Source organism: Streptosporangium saharense (genome assembly GCF_014203715.1).
Lineage (GTDB): Bacteria > Actinomycetota > Actinomycetes > Streptosporangiales > Streptosporangiaceae > Streptosporangium > Streptosporangium saharense.
The window spans coordinates 63,247-76,780 of the sequence record NZ_JACHJP010000007.1 but is presented as its reverse complement, the minus strand read 5'-3'; the positions used below and the strand labels follow the sequence as shown (position 1 = coordinate 76,780).

General features: G+C 69.6%; 14 protein-coding genes and 1 tRNA gene. 6 read left to right on the top strand and 9 right to left on the bottom strand.

Annotation, left to right across the window (positions count from 1 at the left end):
* Positions 1–70: 70 nt before the first annotated feature.
* Positions 71–1,531 carry a benzaldehyde dehydrogenase gene (locus FHS44_RS27845; RefSeq protein WP_184719922.1) on the top strand — a complete coding sequence of 487 codons (1,461 nt, stop codon included), beginning with the start codon at positions 71–73 and terminating at the stop codon, positions 1,529–1,531.
* Between the two features lie 95 nt (positions 1,532–1,626).
* The gene (locus FHS44_RS27840; RefSeq protein ID WP_184719920.1) at positions 1,627–2,724 is read left to right on the top strand and encodes a glycerophosphodiester phosphodiesterase; all 1,098 of its coding nucleotides are present in this window, start codon (positions 1,627–1,629) and stop codon (positions 2,722–2,724) included.
* A 6-nt stretch (positions 2,725–2,730) separates the two neighbouring features.
* On the opposite strand, the gene FHS44_RS27835 is transcribed toward FHS44_RS27840, so the two are convergent.
* Together FHS44_RS27835 and FHS44_RS27830 are read right to left on the bottom strand one after the other, a co-directional pair.
* Positions 2,731–3,258, bottom strand: coding sequence for a cysteine dioxygenase (locus FHS44_RS27835; protein WP_184719918.1), 528 nt, complete (start codon positions 3,256–3,258; stop codon positions 2,731–2,733).
* A 55-nt stretch (positions 3,259–3,313) separates the two neighbouring features.
* A complete protein-coding gene (locus tag FHS44_RS27830) occupies positions 3,314–4,201 on the bottom strand; it encodes an amidohydrolase family protein (RefSeq protein ID WP_184719916.1) in 888 nt (295 codons plus the stop codon).
* 231 nt (positions 4,202–4,432) lie between these two features.
* Here FHS44_RS27830 and FHS44_RS27825 point away from each other — a divergent pair, with 231 nt between their 5' ends.
* Positions 4,433–5,386 (top strand): LacI family DNA-binding transcriptional regulator, encoded by a 954-nt coding sequence (locus tag FHS44_RS27825; protein WP_312863840.1) that lies wholly within the window; start codon positions 4,433–4,435, stop codon positions 5,384–5,386.
* A gap of 63 nt (positions 5,387–5,449) precedes the next feature.
* Here FHS44_RS27825 and FHS44_RS27820 read toward each other — a convergent pair whose 3' ends face one another.
* Positions 5,450–6,826: a carbohydrate-binding protein gene (locus tag FHS44_RS27820; RefSeq protein WP_184719913.1), complete on the bottom strand. Its 1,377-nt coding sequence runs from the start codon at positions 6,824–6,826 to the stop codon at positions 5,450–5,452.
* A gap of 312 nt (positions 6,827–7,138) precedes the next feature.
* A complete protein-coding gene (locus FHS44_RS27815) occupies positions 7,139–7,507 on the bottom strand; it encodes a phage holin family protein (RefSeq protein ID WP_184719911.1) in 369 nt (122 codons plus the stop codon).
* Between the two features lie 166 nt (positions 7,508–7,673).
* Between FHS44_RS27815 and FHS44_RS27810 the strand changes: the two genes are divergently transcribed.
* The 3 genes from FHS44_RS27810 (at position 7,674) to FHS44_RS27800 (ending at position 8,887) form a co-directional block, all read left to right on the top strand.
* Positions 7,674–7,958 carry a hypothetical protein gene (locus FHS44_RS27810; protein ID WP_312863853.1) on the top strand — a complete coding sequence of 95 codons (285 nt, stop codon included), beginning with the start codon at positions 7,674–7,676 and terminating at the stop codon, positions 7,956–7,958.
* 52 nt (positions 7,959–8,010) lie between these two features.
* Entirely contained in the window at positions 8,011–8,409 is a 399-nt protein-coding gene (locus FHS44_RS27805) for an OsmC family protein (RefSeq protein ID WP_184719907.1), read from the top strand.
* A gap of 404 nt (positions 8,410–8,813) precedes the next feature.
* Positions 8,814–8,887, top strand: a tRNA-Lys gene (locus tag FHS44_RS27800).
* A 26-nt stretch (positions 8,888–8,913) separates the two neighbouring features.
* On the opposite strand, the gene FHS44_RS27795 is transcribed toward FHS44_RS27800, so the two are convergent.
* From FHS44_RS27795 to FHS44_RS27775, 5 genes are all read right to left on the bottom strand, one after another.
* Complete coding sequence (locus FHS44_RS27795) at positions 8,914–9,390, bottom strand: ABA4-like family protein (RefSeq protein WP_184719905.1); 477 nt, start codon at positions 9,388–9,390, stop codon at positions 8,914–8,916.
* Positions 9,387–10,355, bottom strand: a complete 969-nt coding sequence (locus tag FHS44_RS27790; RefSeq protein ID WP_184719903.1) for a hypothetical protein — start codon at positions 10,353–10,355, stop codon at positions 9,387–9,389. Before FHS44_RS27790 ends, FHS44_RS27795 begins: the two co-directional genes overlap by 4 nt.
* Positions 10,356–10,377: 22 nt before the next feature.
* Positions 10,378–11,019 carry a response regulator gene (locus tag FHS44_RS27785; protein WP_312863839.1) on the bottom strand — a complete coding sequence of 214 codons (642 nt, stop codon included), beginning with the start codon at positions 11,017–11,019 and terminating at the stop codon, positions 10,378–10,380.
* Positions 11,013–11,987 (bottom strand): sensor histidine kinase, encoded by a 975-nt coding sequence (locus FHS44_RS41180; RefSeq protein WP_184719900.1) that lies wholly within the window; start codon positions 11,985–11,987, stop codon positions 11,013–11,015. Before FHS44_RS41180 ends, FHS44_RS27785 begins: the two co-directional genes overlap by 7 nt.
* 515 nt (positions 11,988–12,502) lie before the next feature.
* Positions 12,503–13,531, bottom strand: a complete 1,029-nt coding sequence (locus tag FHS44_RS27775) for an aldo/keto reductase (RefSeq protein WP_184720461.1) — start codon at positions 13,529–13,531, stop codon at positions 12,503–12,505.
* Positions 13,532–13,534: the final 3 nt, after the last annotated feature.

The following is a 13,534-nucleotide window of genomic DNA, read 5'->3' as shown; positions in this document are numbered from 1 at the left end:
GTTCGTTCTGCGGACGAATGTTCATTTTTGAACGTCCCGCCACCGCCATGCCTCGACGACGGGAGATCCCATGACGCTGATGGACGCAAAGACGTGGACGGGACTGGTCTACGGGGACGGGTGGACCACTCCGCACGGCGGGGACGCGGCGGTCGTCGAGCCCGCGACCGGCGCCGAGCTGGGGCGGGCCGGCGTGGCGGACGCGCGGGACGTGGCGGCGGCGGCCGTGCTGGCCGTACGGGCTCAGCGGGAGTGGGCGGCCACCTCCTTCGAGGAGCGGGCGGCGGTGCTGCGGCGGGCGGGGCGGCTGTTCGAGGAGCACGAGCAGGAGATCCAGGACTGGCTGGTCCGCGAGGCCGGGTCCGTCCGCGCGAAGGCGGGCGTCGAGACGCACATCGCGGCCCAGGAGTGCTACGAGGCCGCCGCGCTGGCCTCCCAGCCGCTGGGGGAGATCCTGCCGACCGCCAAGAAGCGGCTCAGCATGGCCCGGCGCGTCCCCGTCGGCGTCGTGGGGGTGATCTCGCCGTTCAACTTCCCGCTGATCCTCGGTATCCGCTCGGTCGCCCCCGCGCTCGCGCTGGGCAACGCGGTGATCCTCAAGCCGGACCCGCGCACCGCGGTCTCCGGTGGCTTCTCGATCGCCCGGGTCTTCGAGGAGGCCGGACTGCCCAAGGGGCTGCTCCACGTGCTGCCCGGCGGCGTCGAGGCGGGCCAGGCGCTGGTCGGCGACCCGCTGGTTCCGGTGATCTCCTTCACCGGTTCGACCTCGGCCGGACGCGGGATCGGCGAGGCGTGCGGGCGGCTGCTCAAGCGCGCCCACCTGGAGCTCGGCGGCAACTCCGCGCTGATCGTCCTTGAGGACGCCGACCTCGACCGGGCCGTCTCCGCGGCGGCGTGGGGCTCGTTCCTGCACCAGGGGCAGATCTGCATGACGACGGGCCGTCACCTGGTGCACTCCTCGATCGCGGAGGAGTACGTCGCGCGCCTGGCGGAGAAGGCCGAGCGCCTGCCCGTCGGCGACCCGGCCGGAGGGCAGGTCGCGCTCGGCCCACTGATCGACGCCGGGCAGCGTGACAAGGTCCACGCCCTGGTCACCGGCAGCGTCGAGGCCGGGGCGAGGCTGGCGGCCGGGGGCACCTACGAGGACCTGTTCTACCGGCCCACGGTGCTCGCCGACCTGCCCGTGGGCGCCCCCGCCTTCGCCCAGGAGGTGTTCGGCCCGGTCGCGCCGGTCGTGCCGTTCTCCACGGCCGAGGAGGCCGCCGCGCTGGCCTCCGACAGCGAGTACGGCCTGTCGCTGGGCATCCTCACCGGGGACGCGATGCGGGGCCTGGCGCTGGCCGACCTCATCCCCACCGGGATCGTCCACGTGAACGACCAGACGGTCGACGACGAGGCCGTGGCGCCGTTCGGTGGCCTTGGCGCCTCGGGCACGGGCTCGCGCTTCGGCGGCGCCAGGGCCAACGTCGAGGCGTTCACCGAGACCCGCTGGGTGACGGTGCAGGGGGAGATCGCGGGCTACCCCTTCTGATTCTGAGGCGGGTCCCCCGGGCGGTCACCCGGGTGTGCGGTCGCCGTCGTGTCCTTGGCACCCGGCGGCCACCTTCCCGGCCTACCGTTCAGATCATGATCCGCAGGCTCTCGGCCATCGCGCTGGCCGTCCTCGTCACCGGTAGCGCCGTGGTCCTGGTCCAGCAGCCCCGGCCCGCGACGGCCGAGCGCCGGGCCCAGGACCCCGTCGTCATCGGCCACCGGGGCGCCAGCGCCCACCGCCCCGAGCACACCCTGCTCTCCTACGAGACCGCGATCGCGCTCGGCGCCGACTACATCGAGCCCGACCTGGTCTCGACGAAGGACCACGTGCTGGTCGCCAGGCACGAGAACGAGATCGCCGCGACCACCGACGTGGAGAACCACCCCGAGTTCGCGGCCCGCCGTACGACCAAGACCATCGACGGGCGGGCCGTCACCGGGTGGTTCACCGAGGACTTCACCCTGGCCGAGCTGAGGACGCTCAGGGCCGAGGAGCGCATCCCCGACCTGCGCCCGGAGAACACCGCCTTCGACGGGCTCGCGCAGATCCCGACCTTCGAGGAGGTCGTACGGCTGGCGCGGCGCAGCGGCGTCGGGGTCTACCCGGAGACCAAGCACCCCAGCTACTTCGACTCCGTCGGCCTGTCGCTTGAGGAGCCGCTGCTTGAGGTGCTCGGCCGGTACGGCTGGCGCGGGCGGCACGACCCGGTGTTCATCCAGTCGTTCGAGACCGCGAACCTGCGGGATCTGCGGAAGCGGACCAGGTTGCCGCTGGTCCAACTGGTCAACGCGACCGGCGCGCCGTACGACTGGACGGCGGCGGGGGATCCGCGCACCTACGACACCATGGTCAGCCCCGCGGGGTTGCGGGAGGTCGCGGGCTACGCGGACGGGATCGGGGTGGACACCCGGCGGGTCGTGCCGCTCGACGCGGAGGGACGCACCCAGCGGCCGACGCCGCTCGTCCAGGACGCGCACCGGGCGGGACTGCTGGTGCACGCCTGGACGGTCAGGCCGGAGAACTCCCAGCTCCCGGTGGACTTCCGGGCCGGGAACCCGGCCAGTCCCGTCTACCCACGGGCGACGGGTGACGTGGCCGGGTGGCTGGAACGGCTCTACCGGCTTGGACTCGACGGTGTCTTCTCCGACGACCCCGGCGTCGCCAGGGCCGTCAGGGATCGAATCCGGTAGGAGCGGCTACGCGACGGCGGCCGCGCCGGCCTCCTGGAGGTCGTCGTCCAGCGGACGCAGCTCGTCGGCGTAACTCACCGAGACGCGGCGCATCACCCCGGTGTCGCTGATCGAGTACTGACCCAGACGCCACAGCGGCGGCGAGTAGGCGTGGATCGAGACGCTGCCGTGCACGGCCCCGGTCAGCCGGTGGATGTGGTCGGGCCCGAAGGAGAACGACTCACCCGCCGAGACCACCGTCTCCAGGTGCTCGCCGCCGATGCGCGGGTTGCACTCCAGCAGCGTTCCCGCGACCACCCGGACCGCGCCCGAGGAGATGTCGTGGTCGTGCCAGCCCGTGTCGTCCTCGGGGCGCCAGCACAGCAGCCACACGTCCACGTAGGCGTCCCGGTAGAGGGAGGCGTAGTGGCGGCCCCCCTCCTCGGGGAAGTCCACCTGGTCCTCCCAGCGTGACGGGTCCGCCGCCAGCTCGTCGACCAGGTCGCGAAGCTCACGCCGGTCGAGGGCGCGCTCGGGCAGGGCGTCGAAGCTCATCGGATGCCTCCCAGGAGACGGCAGCGCCCGCTGCCCTGGGACTTGTTCACGTTCACTAGCGCGACTCCTTTCGGTTCAACAGACGGCTGGGATTGGTGACCGCGATGGCGTGCCTGGCGGCCTCGCCGAGCGCGGGGTCGGGTGCGGTCGCGTACGGCTGGTCGGAGCCGTTGACCACGACGTCGATGCCGAGCTCACGGATGACGGCGTCGATGGCGCGGGGACCGTAGGAGGAGGTCTCAAGGAAGGTGTCGGGATCGACCTGGCCGCGACTCTGCCCGCCCCGGTTGATCAGGCGTTCCGAGTGCAGCGGCGCGAGCCCGGCCAGCAGGGCGAAGCAGACCCGCAGGTCGGGGTGGCGGGCGCGGCCGAAGGCGGCGAAGGCGTACCACGAGGCGTGCATCTGCTGGACGTACGGCACGACCGCGGGCCACCAGCCGGGCCCGACGGGCGTCCTGGCGGGGCCGGGGTGCACGAAGAGCGGCAGGTCTCGTTCGGCGAGCACGTCGAGCAGGGGAGCGACCTCGGCCAGCCCCGCCGCGTCGCCGACGGCCGTGGCGGGTAGCTGGAGCCCGGCGAGCCCCTGGTCGAGGGCCTTGGCGAGCCTGTCCGGGTCGATGTCGCCGAGGCAGGCCGCCGCCCACGCGCCGAAGGGGGCGGGCAGGGCCAGGGCGTCGTCGTGGTAGGCGTCGATGAGGGGCCAGGCCTCCTCGGGAGGCAGCGTCTCGATGCCCAGTGGGCTGGAGAGCGAGACCAGCGCCAGTTCGAGGTCCTCGTTGCGCGCCAGCCGTACGGCCAGGTCGTGGTCGGTGGGATCGACCTCGTAGGGGGGCTCGCCGTCCAGGTGCAGGGTCCAGCCGTCCAGGCGGGGCGGTGCCGTACGGCGGCGCAGCGCGTCGACGAACGCGGACGTCCACAGGTGCTGATGCACGTCGACGGACACTTTTTCTCCCCTCCCTTTCGAGGTATTCCCTACCTAGAATATAGGTAACGGGTTTGACCTTACTACGCCGGGGGGTGACACGGTTCAGTGAACCGCTTCAGTGAAGCGCTTCACCTTATGGGAGTCAATGCCCCGAACCATCCCGATGTACTGCAGACCCCTGTTCAGACGGGGGTTCCGGCATAGGGTGGACAAGTGCCCCAGCCACGGAAACGAGCGACTATACGTGAGGTGGCGAAGGCCACCGGTCTCTCCCCGGCGTCGGTCTCCTACGCCCTGCGCGGCATGCAGGTGTCCGAGGAGACCATCGAGCGGGTCCGGCGCGTGGCCGCCGAACTCGGCTACGAGGCCGATCCGATCGCCCGCGCGCTGGCCAGCGGCAGGACCGGGATGATCGGCCTGCTCTGCGGCTCGCTTGAGGACCTCTGGCAGCAGGCCCTGGCGGTCGGCATCGGCAGGGCGCTGAAGGACAACGACCGCTACGCGCTGATCCTGGACGCCGCGGGCGACCCCTACCGGGAACGGACCCTGGCCAGGCAGCTACGCGACCAGCGGGTGGACGCCATGATCGTGCAGCCGGTCGATCCGGCGGCCGAGGTGTGGCCCGAGCTGTGCGAGAGCCTGCCCGTCGTCTCGATCGGCGACGGCCTGGCGGGCTCGCGGACCGCGGGGGAGGTCGTCTTCGACAACCGGGCCGGGGTCACACTGGCGCTCGAACACATGCGGGAACGGGGACACGGGCGCATCGCCGTACTCACCCCGACCAGGGCGAGCACCCCGGACCGGCCCGCGGACGTGCACGTGCTGGCCGAGGCGGCGCGGCTGGGACTGGACATCGAGGTCGTCACCGCGCCACAGGCGCTCACCGCGGCGACCGGGGTGGCCGACACGATGCTCGCGGACGGGCACCGGGCGTTCTTCTGCTTCGCGGACTCGATCGCCTACGGCGTCTACGCGGCCTCGGCGGAACGGGGGCTGCGCATCCCCGCGGAGGTGTCGGTGATGGGCTACGACGACCACCCGATGTCGGGGCTGCTCACCCCCGGGCTCACCACGGTCGACTGGGACATCGACGGCATCGTCCGCGCGGCCGTGCGCACGGTGGTGGCAGCGGCAGACGGCAACACCCGGCGCCGCCGGATCGTCCAGGCCCCCGAACTGCGCGAACGCGGCTCGGTCGGCTGAACGCGGGAGGGCCCGGCGCCGAGGCGCCGGACCCTGGGTGGAGCCGATGGATGGGAACCGGTGTCAGACGCGCTGCCAGAGGGCCGGGACGTTCGGCGGCTCCCAGCCGGGGTAGGCGGTGTGCGACTGCAGGCAGCGGTAGGTCGAGCCGCCGTAGGTCACGGTCGAACCGGCGGTGTAGGCGGTGTAGGCCGCCCAGGTGCCACCGGGCTGCTGGGTCGTGGTGGAGGTGGGCGTCGGGGTCGGGTTCGGGCCGCCGTTGGTGGTGACCAGGGTGAGGCCGTACGCCGACAGGATCGGGTTGACCGGCTGGAAGTAGGTCGTGCCGCCGGAGGAGCAGTTGCCCGTGCCGCCGGAGGTCACGCCCTGGGCCTGGTCGCCGGAGATGAACGAGCCGCCGGAGTCACCGGGCTCGGCGCAGACGCTGGTGCGGGTGACACCGCTGACGGTGCCCTCCTGGTAGGTGACGCTGCTGTTGAGCTGCTGGACGGTGCCGCAGTGCCAGCCGGTGGTCGAGCCGGAGCGGCAGACCGAGGAGCCGACCTGGGCGACGGTCGAGCCGTTCACCGGGATCGTGGCGCCGTTCTGGACGACGACGCCGCGCGGGGTCCAGTTGGAGTTGGTGGCGATCCAGGAGTAGTCGCTGCCCGGGAAGACCGAGCCCTGGAAGGTGCCCTGCGCGACCCGGTTGGAGCCGGTGGTCGTGGCGCCCGTCCGGCCGCAGTGGCCGGCGGAGACGAAGCCGCCCTGGCTGCCGCGGGTGGCGGAGAAGCCGATCGAACAGCGGCTGCCGCTGCCGATGTAGTAGGCGTCGCCGCCGCGCAGGTCGTAGAACGTCCTGGGCTTCTCGCTCGACTGCTCGACCTTGACCAGCGCCTTGTCCACGCCGCTGGCCTGGACGAAGGCCTGGCCCGCGGCGACGCTGGAGGCCAGCACGACCACGGTGTTGTTGCGGACGTCCACGTGCCAGGCGTGCACCGAGGCGGGCTTGGCCTCGGCGGCGCGCCGGTCGAGACCGGCCTGGGCGGTGTTGAGCGCGGCCAGGGAGTGCTTGACCAGCTTGGCCTGGGCGCCGGTCTTGAGGATGGTGGTCAGCTGCTTGGAGTCGTTGGTCGCGACCACCAGCTCGGAGGTCGGGCCGGTGACCCAGGTGCCGGCGTAGGCGGCGCCGAGCTGCTGGGCGACGACGGGCTCGACCTTGGAGGCCGCGCTCTCGTTGACCAGGCGGGTGGTGGCCTGCTCACCGGTGATGCCGAGGTCGCGGGTGAGCGCGGAGACCAGCTCGGGAGCGGGCTTGACGACGGCGGCGGCCTGGACCTTCGCCTCGGAGTAAAGGGGATCGGCGCTGGCGGCGCCGGTGGTTGCGGAGGCGAGGGCGGGGGTCGCTACCAACGCGGCGGCGAGCGTGACGCCCACTGCCACGGCATTTCTGCGGAGCATGTGATCTCTCCTCGTGTCGGGGGGTGCGCCGTCAACGTAACGGTTCGGACACGAGGAAAGGGTCTCCCAGAACTCCCCTATCGCTGTGCTATGAAGATTTAACGGTCATGACTTGTCAAAGGGTGACAACGTTAGTCAACTTCATTGCCCTGATCTGGTACGGCGGGCGGAGGGTGACGGGGCGGTGACGCCGTGCCCATCGGGGAGCCCCCATGCCATGGTCTGTTACCCCGGCCGCTTCGGCTACCCCTGTCTTTTCCTCTCTTTGGGGAACGCCCGAGGGTCCTTGGCGTTCCCCGGAGGGAGCCGGGATCAGTCGCCGAGGACCAGGTCGAGCAGCCAGCTGACCAGGCCGACGATGATCGCGCCCCAGAAGGCGGCGCCGAAGCCCTCGACGTGGAACGACAGGCGGAGCTGCTCGGCGATCCAGCTTGTGAGCAGCAGCAGGCCCGCGTTCACCACCAGGGCGAACAACCCCAGCGTGAGCACGTAGAAGGCACAGCCGAGGACCTTGATGATCGGCTTGAGCACCGCGTTGACGACACCGAAGACCAGGGCCACCGCGATCAGGGTGACGATCTGGCTGCTGGTGGACGACGCGGACACCGTGATGCCGCTCACGAGCTGGGTCGCCGCCCACAGGGCGGCCGCCACAGCCAGGATCTTGATGATGATTCTCACGTTCGGGCATCCTCGCATGGGGGTCGGAAGGACATACCTGGACACTAAACAGTCTGGGACGCGTCGGCGCGGCTGTTCGGTCACGGATTCGGGCATGGGCGGCGCCGTACGGGGGCAGAACATGAATGATCGACGCGATCTGGGGGCAGAAGGCCGCGTGAAGGAGGTGGGGCAGTTGGAGACGGACCAGCTGGAGGCGCTGTCGGCCCAGGAACTGCATGATCGGGCTGTCCGCTACGCCGTGCGCCACGGAGACTTCGCCTTCCTGTGGGAGCTGCTCAAGGTGATTCCCGCGGCGGAGGCCTCGACCGGGAACGAGGACGAGACGGCCAACGACCTGAGCCGGGTCTCGGCGCTGCTCAGCGACGCCATGGCCTCCGGCGAGGGGGAACTCGGCGACGCGCTCCGGCCTTTCTACATCGAGTATCTGTCGCAGCATCCCGACGCCTGAGACGCCCACCCGCGTGGATAGGGTTGGCCCTGGAACCACGGGAGGAGCGGTCATGGCGCGGGTGAACGTCGAACGGACCGAGAACGGCTTCGTGGCCCGCAACGACCGCGGAGCCGAGGTCGTCATGGGCAGCGGCGACGAGCAGGGGGTCTTCACCCCGGTCGAACTGCTGCTCGCCGCGCTGGGCGGCTGCAACATCGTCACCGTCGAGCCCCTCACCGCCAAGCGCGGTCACCGGCTCGTGCGCCTGGCTATGACCGTCCAGGCGGAGAAGGTCGAGCCGACGCTGCTGGGCCCGATCACCGTGACCTACGACGTCGAGCTTCCCGAGGGTGACGACGAGGCCGACGAGGTCTTCCGTGCCGTGGCCAGGCGTGTCGAGGAGAAGTACTGCACCGTGAGCCGGGCGCTGCGGGGGCAGACCGAGGTCAGGCTCGAACTTCCGGAGTGACGACTCCTCCCTGAGGAGGACGCCCGGTGATACCGGGTCATCTCCGGGTGTAGGCCCAAAATCAACCCTCGGATGACGTGCTCGTTACGTTCGCTTCTGTACTGTTGAAGCAGGTCAAGGGGTTCTGCGAAGCCCGGGGGGAGCTACAGCAGGGACTTTTCACCGGAAACGGACGCGAGGGGGATCGCGTCCTAGAGCGGAGCCGCCGGAGTCTTGGGGGAGGCGAAGGTGGGCCCGCGTTGAGGCCGGGGCCGGATGGTTGGGGGACCATTCGGTCCCGGGTCTCTTTCCAGGCGAGGGCCGGGCGGTTGGGGGGCCGCCCGGTCCTCGCCTTTCTGTTCGATGGGCTGTTTCTCCGATGTGCGCCGCCGTCCGGGAGGCTGCTAGAGTTACCTCCGTCGCAGGCGCCGCTAGCTCAGTTGGTTAGAGCAGCTGACTCTTAATCAGCGGGTCCGGGGTTCGAGTCCCTGGCGGCGCACCGCAACGAGAACGAGGTCCGGGTCGTCACGACCCGGACCTCGTTTCGTGTTTCTCGGCGAGAGCGGCCGCCGGTGCGTTCCTGGGGGCTCCGACGATGGTGCGGATGGTCATGTGGATCAGCAGGCCCATCGGGGAGAGCAGGAGGGTGAAGACCAGGAGGGGGCCCATCAGGAGGGGGTGGATGCCGCGTTCTCTGGAGTCGAGATACATCCAGCGGGCGATGAACAGGTCGAAGGCGATGACGTGGGCCCACAGGATGGCGGCGCCGTCCCGTTGTCCGAAGAACGCGGTGATCAGGTCCAGGTCGGGCCTGCTGACCACCTCCCACAGGGCGGGGAGGCGCGGTATCGCCAGCACCAGATAGACCGCCAGCGGGGGCAGGATGATCCACGGCGAGGAGATGATCCGGTGGGTGATCGACCAGGCCGGGGCGAAGACCATCAGCGCCCAGAACGGGACGGTCATCGGGAAGGTGATGGCGAAGAGCGTGTCGACCGTCATGACAGGCCCTTCCCCACGGCCGCGGGCACGAGCGGCTGCCTGCGGCCGAACGCGACGACCAGTCCCGCGGCCACGACGACCGCGCCGACCAGGGCGGCCAGGGCGGTCAGCGTGAGGGAGTCGGGGTAGATCAGCGGCTGGGCCCGGCGCGCCTGCCAGGTCAGCAGCACCACGAGCCCGGCGTAGCCGAGTCCCGCGATCCACACCAGGCCCAGCCGTACGCGCTCGGGGGCGAGGAGGGGCAGGCGGCGGGAGAGCGCGGTGAGCAGGAACGCCAGCACCGGCATCACCTGCAGCGCGTGCAGGCCGACGGCGTGGGGGACGCGCATGTCGCCTCCCGTGGTGCTCCAGCCGAGGATCGGCATGCCGGGACCGCCGTCGGGGACGCCGACGCTGTGCGCGCCCGCGGCCAGGCTTCCCGCGGCGGCGGCCTCGCCGCGCCCGGTGCCTCCCACCATGTAGTAGGCGACCATCATGCCGAGCAGGCAGACCAGCAGCCCGAAGCGCAGCCCCGCCGTGGTCACCCGGTCGTTGGCCTGCTGGCGCAGCGCGAGCACCGCGATGACCGTGGTGACGACCGCGAGCACCGTCACGAGCGTTCCCATGACCCCGAAGACGGCGGCGTCCTGGGGGGTGCTGATGTTGAAGTGGCTGTGCCTGCCCCGCGCGGCCTGCACGACGATCAGCCCGACCCCGACCGTGCTGAGCCCGACGATCGCGGTGCCGGTCTTCCTCGCGAGTTCCGGCGTACGGCTGAGCATCGGCAGCAGCCAGGCGAGCGTCAGGCTGTAGACCATGAACGACAGGGCGAACTTGAACGGCTTGAGCCAGACGGAGGCGCCGTCGAGGGTGCGCTCGTCGATGAGCATGCCGGCCGCGCTGAACACGGCGAGGCCGGTCAGCGCGGCACTGAACACGACGAGCGGACGGTGCCAGCCCGAGACGAGACGGAGGGTGCGCGTCACGGCACCTCCCAGCAATGGATAGTCATGTATCGATAGTACAGCGATCCATAATTTGCTTCACGCTGGTGAGAGGGGGTGTGGCGTGCGCCGACCGCAGGAGCGGATGGGTGGGAGCCGTCCCGATCGCCTTGTTGACCGCGTCGATCCTGGAGACCGCCGACAGCTTGCCGAAGATGTTGCGCAGGTGCCGTTTGACGGTCCCCTCGGTGATCGCAAGCTGGACGGCGATCTGCCGGTTGCTGAGCGCCTTGGCGACCAGCGCCAGGACCTCCTGCTCACGCTCGGTGAGAACGCCCTGCGGCGCGGAGCGCGGAGCCGGGGCGATCGCCTGGGAGACCAGCACCGTCACCCCGTGACGACCCGCGTGCACACTGCGGATGGCCACCAGCAGCTCCTGGCTGCGGATGGCCTTGTGCAGGTAACCGTGGGCACCGGCCGCCAGCAGGTCCTGGACCAACTGGGGGTCGTCGTGCATGCTCAGGATGATCACTTTGGGCGGCGGCGATATCTCCAGGAGGCGGGGCAGGGTCCGCGCGGGATGGTGGTTGGGCATCTCCACGTCGAGGAGCACGATGTCCGGCCTGGTGTGGGCGGCGAGCGAGATCACCCCGGGACCGTCCGACGCGTCCCCGACGACGTGGAAGTCGTCCTCCGCCCTCAGCACCTGGCAGAGGGCGTCTCTGAACAGGGTGTGGTCGTCGGCGACGAGGATCCGAATGCGATCATTTGATTCCGGCATGACATAGCTCCTGGAAGCGGGACCCATATCCGGAGCCGCGTGCCTGCGGACAGGCGGCTGGCGAGGTGGAAAACCCCGTGTAGTAGCTCGATGCGCTCTCTCATGGAGGAGAGTCCGGCGCTGTTCTCCTTGTCCTTGACGATCAGACCCGTGCCGTCGTCGTCGACCGTCGCGAGAAGGTCCCCTGAGACGATGTCCACCCGGGTGACGACCTTCGTGGCCCTGGAGTGCGCGAAGGCGTTGCGCATGCCCTCGCGGAGCACCGCGAAGATCTCGCTCTTGTAGTGGTCGGGCAGCAGCCGCTCGTCCCCATGGACGGCGACGTCCACCTCGGTCTCCGCGGGCGCGGCGTCCCTGGCGAACTCCTTCAGGGCGATGGCGAGAGGCGGTTCCGCCACCCGGAGCCTCAGCCCGGAGACCAGCCTCCTCGCGCCCTGGGAGATCTCGAAGAGCGCCTGGCGGATGTTCCTGATCTCCATCTCCATGCCCGCGGCCTGGCGCTGGCTCTCGAACAGGTCGAGGTGGAGGAGGGCCATGCTGACGCCGCTGCCGATCCAGTCGTGGATCTCCCGCGCCAGACGGTGACGGTCGTCGATCTGCGTCTCGTGGATGCGGTCGAGCGTCATGACGTCCCGCTGGGCGGACAGGACCTGGGTGAGCGCGAGAATGCCCCGGTTGAGGGTCGTCAGGAAGGCCTTGCGCAGTTCCGCCTCGTCCGGATGGCCGTCCAGGATGGCGGGCAGGCGGTCACACGCCGCGTCGAACAGCTCCGACCAGCCGAGCGCGGCCTCCAGAGGGTCGATCTGGCTGGTGGCGTGGGCGGGTAGTTCGGTGAACCTCGGGCGGCTCCTCCGCTCCCCGGTCCTGAGGGCCTCGGCGCACTCGGTGAGCACCAATTCGGCCTGTAGCCGACATTCCTCCCAGATCTCAGGGCTTCTGACCAACGGGCTTGAGAGTGCCCGCAGCCGGTTCTCGTACGCTTCAAGTATTGCTGAACTGTTTAACGTGAATCGTTGGTGAGGTGTGAGAAGTGCGCCGATACTGGTCCCTTGCATCGTCATCCCCGTGCATTTCAATGGACGAACTTCGAGCATGGACGGACCGGTCCGCTACGGCTGGTCTGGCTGCAGTGAAGTAAGCGAACCATGGAATGCATTGCTGGTCTTGTTCCCCCGAACGCCAGCGTAGCCGGTCCTGCTTCCAACATTATCTAGGCAAGGCGTATCCCGTGCAACGTTAATGACACTCCTAAAACAAATTAGGACTGTATTCGTGCTACCACGGTCCGTGCTGACAGCGGGTGCGGCCGCCGGCAAACATATAGACGGGCTCATATTTCAATTGCCGACGGCCGCTTCCGGCTGGGATTGTGCTATGTCATTACAGCCGAATCATATTTCATGAATTTTCAACGACGCCGTCTGGCCTGGTCTTCCAGGGCCGGATGACGCCAACCGGCGTCGTGCGGGTTGAGCGTGACGCCGGGCGGGACGATCCTGTCGATCTCGTCGAGGACGTCCGCGCCGAGCGACACCTCCGCCGCGGAGAGCTGGCTGTCGAGGTGCTCCGCCGTACGGGGGCCGATGATCACCGAGGTGACGGCCGGGTGCTGGAGCACGAAGGCGAGCGACAGCTCGATCAGGCTGACGTCCGTCCGCTCGGCCAGCTCGGCGAAGGCCTCGACGGCCTCCAGTTTGCGCTGGTTCTCGGACAGCCGCATGTCGTAACGCTCGGGCAGCACGAAGCTGCGGATGGTGAACGGCAGCTCCCGGTCCTTGCGGTAGGTCCCGCTCAGCCAGCCGCCCGCCAGTGGGCTCCAGGTGATGACGCCGGTGCCGAGCTTCTCGCACACCGGGAGCACGTCGCCCTCGACGCCGCGCACCAGCAGTGAGTACGGCGCCTGCTCACAGACGAAGCGCTCCCTCGCCCGGAACTGCGAGGTCCAGTGCGCCTCGACGAGCAGGTGGGCGGGGAAGGTCGAGGTGCCGAAATAACGGATCTTCCCGGCGCGGACCAGGTCGGTGAGCGCGCCGAGGGTCTCGTCGATGTCGGTGGTGAGGTCGGGACGGTGGATCTGGTAGAGGTCGATCCAGTCCGTGCCGAGACGGCGCAGGCTGTTCTCGACCTCCTGGAAGATCCATCGCCGGGAGTTGCCCCGCGAGTTCGGGTCCTCACCCATGGGCATGTGGCACTTGGTGGCGAGCACCACCCTGTCCCGGGCGCCCAGGTCGGCCAGCGCCCTGCCGACGAGTTCCTCGGACTCGCCCCCGGAGTAGTTGTCCGAGGTGTCGAGGAAGTTCACGCCCGCGTCGAGCGCCGTACCGATGATCTTGGTGACGTCGCCCTGGTCGGAGGTGCCCCAGGACCCGAACATCATGGTGCCCAGGCAGAGCTTGCTCACCTTCAGGCCGGTACGGCCGAGCACGCGGTATTCCATCGT

What these genes read in the sequence shown, in the direction of transcription:
- FHS44_RS27845 (WP_184719922.1), top strand. Translation starts at nt 71, where the DNA reads ATGACGCTGATGGACGCAAAGACGTGGACGGGACTGGTCTACGGGGAC.
- FHS44_RS27840 (WP_184719920.1), top strand. Translation starts at nt 1,627, where the DNA reads ATGATCCGCAGGCTCTCGGCCATCGCGCTGGCCGTCCTCGTCACCGGT.
- FHS44_RS27835 (WP_184719918.1), bottom strand. Translation starts at nt 3,258, where the DNA reads ATGAGCTTCGACGCCCTGCCCGAGCGCGCCCTCGACCGGCGTGAGCTT.
- FHS44_RS27820 (WP_184719913.1), bottom strand. Translation starts at nt 6,826, where the DNA reads ATGCTCCGCAGAAATGCCGTGGCAGTGGGCGTCACGCTCGCCGCCGCG.
- FHS44_RS27805 (WP_184719907.1), top strand. Translation starts at nt 8,011, where the DNA reads ATGGCGCGGGTGAACGTCGAACGGACCGAGAACGGCTTCGTGGCCCGC.
- FHS44_RS27795 (WP_184719905.1), bottom strand. Translation starts at nt 9,390, where the DNA reads ATGACGGTCGACACGCTCTTCGCCATCACCTTCCCGATGACCGTCCCG.
- FHS44_RS27775 (WP_184720461.1), bottom strand. Translation starts at nt 13,531, where the DNA reads ATGGAATACCGCGTGCTCGGCCGTACCGGCCTGAAGGTGAGCAAGCTC.